Consider the following 12,483-nt stretch of genomic DNA (forward strand, 5'->3'; position numbering starts at 1 on the left):
GGCGACAAGCTGATGACAGCGCCGAATTCGCCCGGGCCGCAAAATGACCGGTACAACACTCACAGGAGAGACATTTTGAACGCATTACTCTACGGGTTGGTCGTGGTTATCTGGGGCACCACCTGGATTGCTATCTTTTTGCAGCAGGGGCCGGTTGCCGCGCCGGTGTCTATTTTCTGGCGCTTCGCCGTCGCCAGCGTCGCGATGTTGACCATTCTGCTGGTTACCCGCCGCCTGCGCCCGCTGGCCGCGCGCGACCATCTCTTTTGCCTGCTACAGGGCTGCTGCGTTTTCTGCTTTAATTTCTGGTGTTTCTATACCGCCGCCGCGTATATCAATACCGGGCTGGAGTCGGTGATCTTCTCCATGGCGGTGTTGTTTAACGCCATCAATAGCTTTCTCTTCTATCGCCAGCAGCCTCCGGGCCGATTCTGGCTGGCCGCCGCGCTGGGGCTGGCGGGGATCGTGACGCTATTCTGGGATGATTTATGGGCCAGCGGCCTGAACGCCTCGCTCCTGCTGGGTATTGCCCTCAGCGCATTGGGCACCTATGGGTTTTCGCTCGGCAATATGCTCAGCATCCGCCACCAGCGCCGCGGTCTGGAGACGTTGACCACCAACAGCTGGGCCATGCTTTACGGCACCCTGGTCATGGGCGCGATCGCGCTGGTTCGCGGTGATAATTTCGCGCCGCAGTGGACCCTCAGCTATATGGGCGCGCTACTGTATCTCGCCGTGTTTGGCTCGGTGATTGCTTTTGGCGCCTATTTTACGCTGGTGGGGCGAATCGGCGCGGGTAAAGCGGCATACAGCACCCTGCTGTTTCCACTCGTCGCGCTGACCATTTCGACTTTTTATGAAGGTTACGTCTGGCACAGTAGCGCCGTGGCAGGACTGGCGCTGATCCTGGTCGGAAATCTGGTGATGTTCGCTCGCCCGGAGCAGTGGCTGCTGCGGCGCAGGCTGGCCTGGGTTCGCTCGGATCGCTGCTGACGCTCGCGCTGCCGTCGAGGAGAAATGAAAAAGGCGCTATCAACCACTAGCGCCTTTATTCACGGATACGCCTGATTAACGGTTATTGGGGTCGAATTTCACCGCGTCAATCGCCATATCATCAATGACCTGCTTCAGGGTCTCGACGGTGAGCGGCGTATTTTCGTTGGACAGGTTTTTACCTTCGCCCTTACGGACCACTTTGATAACCGGCTTTTTGGTCGCCGCATCAATCAGCTCCCCTTCAAAAAACAGGTTGGTGTCCATGGTACGGTGGCCCGTTGCCGCCTGCGTACCGGCGATAATCATCGCCACCGGAATCACTTCGTAGAACTGCAGCCCTTCTTTGCTGGAATCCACGCCGGTGATGGCGCCGCGGAAGATCAGGCTGCGCTTGCCCGGGGTGGTTGCCAGCGGTTTACGCTCGGAAATAGCCTGTTTCATCTCTTTATTGGTGTAATTCAGGATATCCCTGAGCGCCTTCTCGCCCACCTGGGTGGTGGGTTTTGGTACCGGGTAATAGGTGATCGGGTTATAGACGATATTGTCATAGTTGCTCGGATTGTAATCCGGCGAAATCCAGCGCAGTTCCGGTTTGCCGGACGCCGAGGTGGTTTCTTTTAAGTTAGAGTAATCTTTTAAAAATCCCGAATATTGTTCCGGCTGAGCGATTTTGGATGAGCAGCCGGCCAATGCTAACAGGCCAGCAAGCGCGGCGACTTTAAAAAATAACGGAGTACGCATATAGGTTAATCCCTGTGAATACCATTTATCGGCAAGAGTTATAGCAAATAACAGGGGTAAGTTTTGTGGCAAAAGCGGTGCTACGTCAAGTAGCTGGAAAAAATAAACCCGCCGTTACCGGCGGGCCGTGATTGGCTGTTTATCTGATATCAACCTGATAAAAAATATGCTTGCCGAAGGGGTCTATTTCGTAGCCTGACACGTTTTTACGCACCGGTTCAAATATTGTCGAGTGGGCAATCATGACTGCCGGCATCTGGTCATGCATCATCTGCTGCGCCTGGCGATAGAGCGCTTCGCGTTTTTGGCGATCGGTTATCGATTTTGCCTCGGCGATAATTTTATCAAACGGCTGATAGCACCATTTTGCCGAGTTTGACCCGCCGTTCGCCGACTGGCAGGTAAAGAGTGGGCCGAAGAAGTTATCCGGATCGCCGGTCGCGGTCGTCCAGCCCATCAGCGCCGCCTGATGTTCGCCATCCTTCACCCGCTTTAAGTATTCACCCCACTCATAGGTTGTGATTTTCGTTTGCACGCCAATTTTCGCCCAGTCGGCCTGGATCATTTCGGCCATGCGTTTGGCGTTCGGGTTATAGGGTCGCTGCACCGGCATCGCCCACAGATCGATGGTAATTGGCCCCGCAACGCCCGATTCCGCCAGCAGCGCTTTGGCTTTCTGCGGGTCGTAGTCATAATCCTTCAGCTGGCTATCCGCGCTCCATACGCCCGGCGGCAGCAGGTTTTTCGCCGCCGTACCGGTACCGTGGAACACCGCTTCAATGATCGCCGGTTTATTGATCGCCATCGCCAGGGCCTGACGCACCTTAACGTTGTCCAGCGGCGCTTTTTGGGTGTTAAACGCCAGGAAACCGGTGTTAAGGCCCGCTTTGCTCATCAGGTTGATCGCGTTGTTCTCTTTCATTCGCGGCAGGTCGGCCGGATTGGGGAACGGCATCACCTGACACTCGTTTTTCTCCAGCTTGGCGTAGCGCACCGAGGCGTCCGGCGTGATACTAAAAATGAGACGATCGATATGCGCCTTCCCCTGCCAGTATTCCGGGAACGCGGTGAAAAGAATTCGGGAATCTTTTTGATATTGCGCGAGTTTGAAAGGTCCGGTACCAATCGGGTCCATATCCACGCGCTCTGGCGTGCCGGCTTTTAGCATCGCATCGGCATATTCCGCCGATAAAATAGAAGCGAAATACCAGGCAAGATCGGCCACAAAGGGCGCTTCGGGATGGGCCAGCGTGAAACGCACCGTATATTCATCAGGCTTATCAATCGCGGTAATTAACTGGCCAAATTCCAGGCTTTCAAAATTGGAGTAATTGCCGCTGGAGATATTATGATAAGGATGGTGAGGATCTTTTTGCCGCATAAACGAAAAAATAACGTCGTCGGCATTAAAATCGCGGCTGGGTTTAAAATATTTATTACTCTGGAATTTAACGCCTTTGCGTAAATGAAAAGTATAAACTTTCCCATCTTCGCTGACTTCCCAGCTTTCGGCGAGGCTCGGCACCAGTTCTGTGGTACCGGCTTTGAAATCGACCAGTCGGTTATAGACCGGCACCGCGCTGGCGTCCACGCTGGTCCCGGAGGTGTAGAGTTGCGGGTTAAAGTTTTCCGGCGATCCTTCTGAGCAGTAGACCAGCGTTTTTGCGCTAATGGCCGAGCTGGCCGTCAGGGCCGCTAACGCCAGAGCAAGCGTCGTGAATCTGCGTTGCATAGGTTTTCCTTTTTCATTTGTCAGCTAATGAATAGCTTGTTGTTTTCCCTTCCATACATAACACTAAAGCCTGATTGCAAACACCTGAAAACTCGAATAAAGAAGGAATCACTATGTCATCAGCCCTGGCCAGTCAATTAACCCAACGCTTCTTTCGCTACCTGGCGATAACCAGCCAAAGCGACCCGCGAGCCACGACGCTGCCTACCACCGCCGGGCAACACGCGATGGCGCAGGCCCTTGCGGATGAGCTACGCCTGCTGGGGCTGGATGAGATTGTGATTGACGAGCGCGCCACCGTCACGGCGGTGAAAAAGGGCAACGTCGCAGGCGCGCCGCGGATTGGCTTTATTACCCACATCGATACCGTTGACGTCGGTTTGTCGCCGGATATTCATCCACAAATTCTGCGTTTTACTGGTGAAGATCTCTGTTTGAACAGGGATAAAGATATCTGGCTGCGCGTTGCGGAACATCCGGAAATCCTCGCTTATCCCAATGAAGAGATTATTTTCAGCGACGGCACCAGCGTGCTCGGGGCGGATAACAAGTCCGCCGTTACGGTGGTGATGACGGTGCTGGAAAACCTGACGGCGGAACACCGCCACGGCGACATCGTGGTCGCGTTTGTGCCGGATGAAGAAGTGGGCCTGCGCGGCGCGAAGGCGCTGGATCTCGCGCGCTTTGCCGTCGATTTTGCCTGGACCATCGACTGCTGCGAGCTCGGCGAAATCGTCTATGAGAACTTTAACGCCGCCGCGGCGGAGATTCGCTTTACCGGCGTGACCGCTCACCCTATGTCGTCAAAGGGGGTGCTGGTGAACCCGCTGCTGATGGCCACGGATTACATGAGCCATTTCGATCGCCAGCAAACGCCGGAGCATACCGCCGGACGCGAGGGCTACGTTTGGTTCAACGGTATCCAGGGCGATCAGAACAGCACCCTGCTGCAGGCCAGCATTCGCGATTTCGACCTCGAAAGTTTTCATCGCCGTAAGCAGCAAATTAGCGAGGTGGCGCAGAAAATCGCCGCGCAGTATCCGACCGGAAAGGTGGAATTTCACATCAGCGATACCTATAGCAACATCAGCAATGCCATCGGCGAAGACCGCCGCGCCGTTGATCTGATGTTCGAAGCGATGGAAAGCTTAGGCATTACGCCGAAACCGACGCCGATGCGCGGCGGCACCGACGGCGCGGCCCTGTCGGCAAAAGGCGTATTAACGCCCAACTTCTTTACCGGCGCGCACAACTTCCACTCGAAATTTGAGTTTCTGCCGCTGCGCGCCTTTGAGGCCTCTTATCAGACCGCATTACAGCTCTGCCTGTTAGCGGCGCGTTAAGCCGGTTTGCGCGCCAGCATCGTGGCGAAACGCAGCTTAATCCGGTTCCCGCTGGCGTCGGTGCGGTGGAGTTCACCGACGTCTTCGTTATATTTGAGTAACGTCCAGCCTTCATAATTATTGCGCAGCTCTCCCGGTTTAAACGCGAACGGGAAGCCGACGCTGCACGGATAATCGTCGGTATCCATAGCCGCAACAATCAGATTGTAGCCGCCGGGTCTGGTGCAGCGCTGCATGTTAGCAATCAGACCCGGGATGGTCTTCGCGTCGAGGAACATCATCACCACGGTCGAAAGAATAAAGTCATACTCGCCGTCAAAGCTGAGGGCGTTAAGGTCCTTAATCGCCGTCCGCAGATTCTCCAGCCCTTCCGCCTGACGAATGCGCTCAAGATTTCCGATGCTGGCCGGATTTTTATCCCACGCGGTGACATCAAACCCGTTGGCCGCGAGGTAGAGGCTATTGCGCCCGTTGCCGCAGCCCAGATCCAGCGCCTTGCCCGGCGCGATCAGGGTGGCGGCGTGCAGCACCTCAGAGTGGGTGCGGGTCATCCCGTATTTATCGGTGAAGTAATTTTCGTCACGAAGCGTCATGGTTAATCCTTATTTTTTAATAATGTGTCGCGCTCAACGCGAATCAGCAGTTTACCGCGCATCAGCAGCAGGAAGGTACGAATCAGCAGCAGCCCGACGATCAGATTGGTGAAGAGAAACAGCGGGAGCGCGAGAGTATGGAAAAAGCCGTCCGGATGCTGATGACCGAGATGCAGGCCGGTGGTCGCCAGCGCGGAGATGCCGAACGAGAAGCTCCAGAACGAGGCGTTAAACGGCTGGCGCAGGTACCACGGCATCAGGCGCAGCATAAACAGCAGCTGCAGCAGACCATAGCCGAACAGCAGCTTAGCGAAGGTATCCGCCTCGCCGCCGTTCACGCTCAGCCAGGCGCTGCACGCCACCAGCGCCGGCGCCAGCTGAATGCCGAGGGCGGTGCGCATGGCCATCGGCAGTTCGCCGTCGCTGCGCAGGCGCTGCAGAATCACCGGTTCAAGGCTAAGCCAGGAGAATAAGCCGGCGCCAAGAAACACCAGACCGGCGTCGGTAAAGCCCAGCGCGCCGCAGGCCATGGCGCTGATAAAGTTATTCGCCACCGCCGGCAGATAGAGACCCGGGGTGGTCGCCTCATTGGGATGCTTCCCCCGCCATAGCCCGGCGCTCTGCCAGGCCGCATAGCTTAGCTGCAGCACTACGCCAATCGCGAATAACACCAGCGAGAGCGGCCGCAGCCAGGGAACAAAGCCGATGGCCACCAGCATGGTCGTCGCCGGAAACAGGCTGACAAAACTGCTGGCCACCGGATGGCGCATCTCCTGCAGTACGCTGTGCGGGAAACGGACCGCCCGGCTGATAAACGCCAGCGCCAGCAGCGCCCAGATGACCGTCGCCGTGACCACCAGACCGTCGCCGACGATCCGGCTCACCGGCCAGATCGTGCTGGCGTAGCGCCAGGCGAAGCCCATGCCGATAATGCCCAGAACCATACCAAAATAGCCCGCCGGGAGATTCAGCACCCGGCTTGTGCCCAGCTTTTTATTCATTTTGTTTAAATTTTCAATTTATCTTAAGTTGCATTCTAAAGGAACCTTCAAAAACGCGCTACGGCGTTTTTTGCTATGTTTATGTTAACCATACGTAATGAGAAAGGCAGATGCGCAAATATTACCTCAGCGAGAAGGTTCGCCAGTTTCACTATGACGCCGACGGAAACAAACATAGCGTCAATCTGCGGCAAATTGTCGCCTTACGCGATTTCGCTGACGTGAAGCGCGGCGATGAAGGCGGCTGGCTGGACAATGAAGCAGCCCTGAGCCACGAAGGCGAGTGCTGGATTTATGACCCGAATAGCGCGGTGTTTGCCGGTGCGAAAATCGAGGGCAATGCCCGCTTAACCGGCGAGTGCATTATCAGCCATGGCGCCATCGTCAGCGATAACGCGCGACTGGACAGCGTGCAGGCAAGCCACTGCGCGCGAATAAGTGACAACGTCACCGTTTCGCATTCGCAGATTCGGGGTTATTGTCACCTGGCCGACAATGCGCAGATCCTCCCCCACTCGCTTATTATCGCCGCCCAGGGTCTGACCGCCGACAGCGACAAAATCCTGCGCATTTATCAGCGGGCAACGGTCAGCGCTTCGCGCATCGTTCACCAGGCGCAAGTTTACGGCGACGCGTTTGTCGAACACGCGTTTGTTGAGCATCGGGCGGAAATCTTCGATTGCGCGCGGCTGGAGGGTAACGACGAAAACGACGTCTGGGTCTGCGATAACGCGCGAGTTTATGGCCACGCGAGGATTATCGCCGGGCGGGAAGAGGACGCCATCCCCACCCTGCGCTACAGCTCGCAGGTGGCGGAGCACGCGGTGGTCGAAGGCAACTGCCTGCTGAAGCATCGGGTGATGGTCGGCGGGCATGCGCACCTGCGCGGCGGGCCGATTCTGCTGGACGATAGCGTGTTAATTGAAGGGCATGCGGTGATTTGCGGCGATGTGGTGATTGAACATCAGGTGACGATCGGCGATAGAGCGCGAATTGAAGCCAGCGCGGGCGACGCCATTTCTATCAGAGGGGAGAAAGTGATAAACGGCGACGAACTTTTTACCCGCACGCCCATTGTCGGCTTTCTATAACCTTTGCTCCCGACCGCGTGGTTTATCAGCTTCAGGCCCCTGCGCGCTGTTCCCCGGGCTACATCTCAGCGCGGCCCGTAGTCAGCCGCGAGCCGGGAATTGCCCGGTGTCACAATCAATAATGCGCCCGTAGATATTCTGGTCATCGTACGAACCGTTCAGATACTCGGCCTGCTTCAGGCACCCTTCGAGGGTGAAACCGTTACGCAGGGCGACCTGATTGCTTCTCTGGTTTGCTACCCGACATTTAATCACGAAGCGGCGAACCGTCCCGCTGCGGGCAAAAGCGTCCATCAGCGCCTGCAACGCCTGAGAAAGCAGCCCCTGCCCCTGGTGGCTTTCATCAATCCAGTAGCCGATGTATGCGGTCTTATTGATCGGCTCAATCTGGTTAAACGACAGCACGCCGACGATATCTTCTCGCAGAAAGAGCAAAAACATTTTGGCGTAACCACGCTGATGCAGCATCACGTTGCCCTGCACGTGGCGGCGAGTTTCGTCTTCGTGACTGACGTCAGCGGGCCAGCTCAGCGATTGCTGGAGCCAGCGCTGGTTCTTGATCACCAGCTGATGCAGCTCAGCGACGTGGCTTTCATCCACAGAGCGCAGAGAAAGCGACTCGGTGACGGGGATAGTTTCTCTCGCAGGCGCGTTTTCGTCAGTCATAATGGACTCTGATTAATAGTCTGATTAAAAAACAAACGCCCGCTAAGTTACCTTAACGGGCGGAATAAAGGGCAATTATTTCATTACCCGATCGTCAACATAGTTACGCTTGTCTGGCGCTGGCGGGAAGTACTGATAGAGCCAGGTTTCGCTGATCGCTTCCCCCTGGCAGCGCAGGAACATGCGCATTTCGACCGGGTCGGTCGAATCCGAGGTCGGGTACCAGTCAAACTGGATGCGATAGCCATCAAACGGTTCCACGTAGAGAATTTCTATCTGCTTCGCTTCGCCGCTCGACAGGGTAATCACCGGCTCAATGCCTCTTGGCGCCGCGGCCTTCAGGTCGCCGCCGACAAAATCGATAGCAAAACGACGGGTCCATTTATCCGGGTAGTGCTCACCCGGCGCCCAGCCTTCCGGGAAACCGCCCATTCCGGTACGCGTGGCCAATACCCGCGCCAGCGGCGAACGGACCGGCGGCTGCGCGCTCCAGTAGAGTCGATAGCGGAAGTCCAGCTCATCCCCGGCTTTCACCGGCTTCTCGGGCTGCCAGAAGCAAACGATATTGTCCAGCGTTTCACCGGTCGTCGGGATCTCCATCAGGTTGACGGCCCCTTTACCCCACTGGTTGCGCGGCTCTACCCACAGGCTCGGGCGCTTGTTGTACCAGCCCATGATGTCCTGATAGTGGGAGAAGTCGCGATCCAGCTGCAGCAGGCCAAAACCGCGCGGATTTTTATCCTGGAAAGCGTTGAACTGCAGCTTCTGCGGGTTGTTCAGCGGGCGGCACACCCACTCGCCGTTGCCCAGCCACATCGACAGGCGGTCGGAGTCGTGGATCTGCGGATGGATAGTGTCGCACATCCGCCGTTCGTTATTGCCGCAGCTGAACATACTGGTCATCGGCGCGATGCCCAGCTGTTTGATGTCTTTACGCGCGTAGATGTGGTTTTCCACATCCATAATCACCTGCGTCTCCTGACAGTTAACCACGAACTTATAGGCGCCGGTGACGCTTGGGCTGTCGAGCAGCGCATAGACGGTAAAGACCGTCGCCCCCGGTTTAACGGTCTCAAACCAGAAAGAGGTGAAGTCAGGAAACTCTTCCGGCGTATCGGTAAAGGTATCGATCGCCAGGCCGCGGGCGGAAAGACCGTACTGGTAAGTGCTGTCTACCGCGCGGAAGTAGCTCGCGCCGAGGAAGGCGACGATATCGCGGCGCGCCAGCTCCGGCGCCTTAAACACGCGGAACCCGGCAAAGCCGAGATCGCTCTGGCCTTCCAGCTGTTTGGTGTCGACGCCGGCGTCATTATATTTAAACAGCTCGGGACGGAAGTGAATTTCCCGCGCCTGCTGGGTTTGTGAATCAAGGGAGAACATCCGTACGCGGCGGCGGAACCCCATCCCGACGTGGAAGAACTGAATATCCAGCTTGCGCTCTTCGATATTACTCCACAGGGAGTGCGCAGCATCATACTGAATGCTGTTGTAGGCCTGCGGGGTCAGGTTTGCCAGGGTTGGCGGCAGATCGCGCGGCGCGCCGCCCCAGGGCTGACGCGCAAGATCGTGGGCCATCGACTGAAGTACGGAATAGTCAAAGCGACGGGTCTGGCCGTCGGCAATTCCCGAGTCCTCGGCGAAGGCCGCTTTCGAGAATAGAGAGGCAACTCCTGACGTTCCGCATACGGCGGCAACAGCCATGGAAGATTTGAGAAAACGTCTGCGGTTCATGCCTGAGAGAGCATCCTTCTTCATATGTGAATTGAGACGCGACGTAACAAACCCATGCGTCGTGAATGTCGCTCACTCTAGACAAAAATGATTGATAATCCAATTGTTGACGGCAGAAATGCGTGAAAAAAATATGTCCACCGGACCAGACCGAATTACCGATATCCGGGGGGCGGCGATGATTTCGCCAACCGGCGGCGTTTCATGCTGAATCAGGAAGCGGCCAGACGAACGCTGGCCGCGCAGGCGATTATTTTTGCTGCAGAAGGTTAAAACTGGTCATCAGGTTGCGATAATCCGGAATATGGTTGGAGAACAGCGTTCCCAGCCCTTCGATATCATTACGCCAGTCGCGGTGTAGTTCGCAGGCAACGCCAAACCACGACATCAGCTGTACCCCGGCCTGCGACATACGATCCCAGGCGGCATCGCGGGTAATCGGGTTAAAGGTACCGGAAGCGTCGGTCACCACAAACACCTCAAACCCCTCTTCAATGGCCGAAAGCGCCGGAAAGGCCACGCAAACTTCCGTCACCACCCCGGCAATAATCAGCTGCTTTTTGCCCGTCGCTTTGACTGCCTTAACAAAATCTTCGTTATCCCAGGCGTTAATATTACCCGGGCGCGCGATATAGGGCGCATCGGGGAATTGCGCTTTCAGCTCCGGCACCAGCGGGCCATTGGGGCCGTTCTCAAAGCTGGTGGTTAAGATAGTCGGCAGACCGAAGTACTTCGCCAGGTCGCCAAGGGCAAGGACGTTGTTCTTGAATTTATCGGGATCGATATCGCGTACCAGAGAGAGTAATCCGGTCTGGTGATCGACCAGCAGCACGGCGGCATCACTTTTATCCAGACGAACATACGGTTTGGCCATGGTTTCTTCCTCATTTTAACGTCAGATCTTCCGTCAGAACGCAGGTTCTGCGGATGCAGGGTTAACAGAGCCGATCTTAGTGTAATCGCTGACTGAGGATTAGCCGCCTAAAGTGGGACGCATTGTTCCATTTGCAGAACGTACCGCGGCAAACGGAGATCTTCCGGACAGCGTTAATCCAGCGTCACATGGTGCTTCATCACCCGCCGAAACAGCGCCAGACGCGCGCGCATAAAACGGTTTTCCACTTTAAAACCGGCCCGCTTGTGCAAACCGATACGCAACAGACGGTCTCGTCCGCGCACGCTGGCGGGCCAGCGCACCGGTCCGGAGAGCTCGTGGCAGCCGTTACCCGCTACACGGGCAAAGCTAGCCCAATAGTCGGCAACCCGGGCGGCAAAGGTCCGGTCGCGCTCGTTCGCATACTGTCGTACCGGCTCGGCAAGGTCGAGGTTGTCAAAAACATACGCCACTTCATTACCGTGCCACGCGCCGTGCGGATAGGTTTGGTGTTCCGCCTCGGCAACGTAGTCAAACCAGTAGCGCCAGCACGGTTGCCCTACCCGCTGCTGCGCCTGCATCACCACGTAACCCAGGGTGGTAAAGGCCATATCGCGGCAGACTTCACGCCCTAATGCCTCATCGCCCTTGACGCCGGGATAGAGCAGCTTAATCAAACCGAGACCAAAACGGCGTTCGCGGCGAAGCTTCTGGATCTGCCCGGCGATATCGACGCCAAACACCGCCATGACGCTGGCCTCATCGCTGTTCGAGCCGATCATCACCGGCAGCGGGTGCTGACGCCCGCTAAAAAAAGTCTCCAGCATCGGCTGCGGCAGTACGGCATCGCCAACAATGGGCGCCGGGCCGATGGTAAGCGGCGCGGTCAGAGACCAGAACGCGTCCGCCGGAATCGCCCGCAGCTGTTCGGCGCTGGCCTGCGGTAAAGAGAAGTGCTCCGCGATGAGCTGCCCTTTGGCCAGCGCCTTTTCCCGCGGCAGATCCGGCAAGGTATAGCCGCTCTGAATAATCGCCTTATGGAACAGCCCTCTGGATTTTGGCGAAACCATGAGCGACAGCACGCTGCGCGCCCCGGCGGACTCGCCGAACAGCGTCACGTTGGCCGCATCGCCGCCGAAGGCATGAATGTTCTCCTGAACCCACTGCAGGGCGGCGATCTGATCGAGCAGCGCGAAATTATAGATGCGCTCCCCCTCTTCTTTCTCCAGCGCCGGATGGGCAAAAAAGCCCAGATGCCCCAGCCGGTAGTTAACCGTGACTACCACCACGTCACGGGACGCTAAGGCTTTACCGTCATAGGGCGGTAAGCTTCCCGCGCCGATGGTATAGCCGCCGCCGTGTAGCCAGACCATCACCGGCAGCGGCTGCGCGCGCGAAGCGGGTGACCAGACGTTAAGGTACAGGCAATCCTCGGAAAAGCGGCCGGGATCGCCGCCGCCGAGCTCACGACAGTACTCAATATCCTGCCAGCTGGAGGCCGAGAAATTCTCCGCCCTGCGCACGCCCTGCCAGCGGGCGGCAGGCTGCGGCGCGCGCCAGCGGAGATCGCCGACGGGCGGCGCGGCATAGGGTATACCGCGCCAGATATGCATGTTCTCTTCAGCGGTGCCGGATAGGGTGCCCTGCCGGGTTTTCACCAGCGGGGTAGACGGATTCTGCATGACCTGCTTCCTTTAACGACTCATGCCAGCAGA

The 12,483-nt window shown here is 57.1% G+C and carries 11 protein-coding genes; 3 read left to right on the top strand and 8 right to left on the bottom strand.

The annotated features are described in order from the left end of the window. The first annotated feature begins 75 nt into the window (after positions 1-75). Positions 76-993, top strand: coding sequence for an EamA family transporter (locus ABLU67_RS21015; protein WP_014838374.1), 918 nt, complete (start codon positions 76-78; stop codon positions 991-993). 75 nt (positions 994-1,068) lie between these two features. Here the strand turns inward: ABLU67_RS21015 and ABLU67_RS21020 are convergent, their stop codons facing one another. Together ABLU67_RS21020 and ABLU67_RS21025 are read right to left on the bottom strand one after the other, a co-directional pair. After that, positions 1,069-1,737, bottom strand: a complete 669-nt coding sequence (locus ABLU67_RS21020) for a DUF3313 domain-containing protein (RefSeq protein ID WP_025107899.1) — start codon at positions 1,735-1,737, stop codon at positions 1,069-1,071. 139 nt (positions 1,738-1,876) lie between these two features. Further along, positions 1,877-3,469 (bottom strand): ABC transporter substrate-binding protein, encoded by a 1,593-nt coding sequence (locus ABLU67_RS21025; RefSeq protein WP_025107900.1) that lies wholly within the window; start codon positions 3,467-3,469, stop codon positions 1,877-1,879. Positions 3,470-3,582: 113 nt separating this feature from the next. Between ABLU67_RS21025 and pepT the strand changes: the two genes are divergently transcribed. Next, positions 3,583-4,812: a peptidase T gene (gene pepT, locus ABLU67_RS21030; RefSeq protein ID WP_025107901.1), complete on the top strand. Its 1,230-nt coding sequence runs from the start codon at positions 3,583-3,585 to the stop codon at positions 4,810-4,812. On the opposite strand, the gene tehB is transcribed toward pepT, so the two are convergent. Continuing rightward, entirely contained in the window at positions 4,809-5,405 is a 597-nt protein-coding gene (gene tehB / locus ABLU67_RS21035) for a tellurite resistance methyltransferase TehB (protein ID WP_014229216.1), read from the bottom strand. The two genes, pepT and tehB, sit on opposite strands and share 4 nt — an antisense overlap. Positions 5,406-5,407: 2 nt before the next feature. Then, a complete protein-coding gene (gene tehA, locus ABLU67_RS21040; RefSeq protein WP_025107902.1) occupies positions 5,408-6,406 on the bottom strand; it encodes a dicarboxylate transporter/tellurite-resistance protein TehA in 999 nt (332 codons plus the stop codon). 110 nt (positions 6,407-6,516) lie between these two features. On the opposite strand from tehA, the gene ydcK reads away from it, so the two are divergent. Continuing rightward, positions 6,517-7,497 (top strand): YdcK family protein, encoded by a 981-nt coding sequence (gene ydcK, locus ABLU67_RS21045; protein ID WP_025107903.1) that lies wholly within the window; start codon positions 6,517-6,519, stop codon positions 7,495-7,497. 81 nt (positions 7,498-7,578) lie between these two features. Here ydcK and rimL read toward each other — a convergent pair whose 3' ends face one another. From rimL to ABLU67_RS21065, 4 genes are all read right to left on the bottom strand, one after another. Beyond that, positions 7,579-8,163 (bottom strand): 50S ribosomal protein L7/L12-serine acetyltransferase, encoded by a 585-nt coding sequence (rimL, locus tag ABLU67_RS21050; RefSeq protein WP_219675022.1) that lies wholly within the window; start codon positions 8,161-8,163, stop codon positions 7,579-7,581. A gap of 75 nt (positions 8,164-8,238) precedes the next feature. Then, complete coding sequence (locus tag ABLU67_RS21055) at positions 8,239-9,894, bottom strand: glucan biosynthesis protein (protein ID WP_004850560.1); 1,656 nt, start codon at positions 9,892-9,894, stop codon at positions 8,239-8,241. A gap of 250 nt (positions 9,895-10,144) precedes the next feature. Continuing rightward, positions 10,145-10,768, bottom strand: a complete 624-nt coding sequence (gene ycaC, locus ABLU67_RS21060) for an isochorismate family cysteine hydrolase YcaC (RefSeq protein ID WP_004850558.1) — start codon at positions 10,766-10,768, stop codon at positions 10,145-10,147. A 173-nt stretch (positions 10,769-10,941) separates the two neighbouring features. Next, complete coding sequence (locus ABLU67_RS21065) at positions 10,942-12,450, bottom strand: carboxylesterase/lipase family protein (RefSeq protein WP_048263587.1); 1,509 nt, start codon at positions 12,448-12,450, stop codon at positions 10,942-10,944. Between the last annotated feature and the right edge of the window lie 33 nt (positions 12,451-12,483).

The sequence above is a fragment of the Klebsiella sp. GN_Kp190 genome (genome assembly GCF_040061795.1).
GTDB lineage: Bacteria > Pseudomonadota > Gammaproteobacteria > Enterobacterales > Enterobacteriaceae > Klebsiella > Klebsiella michiganensis.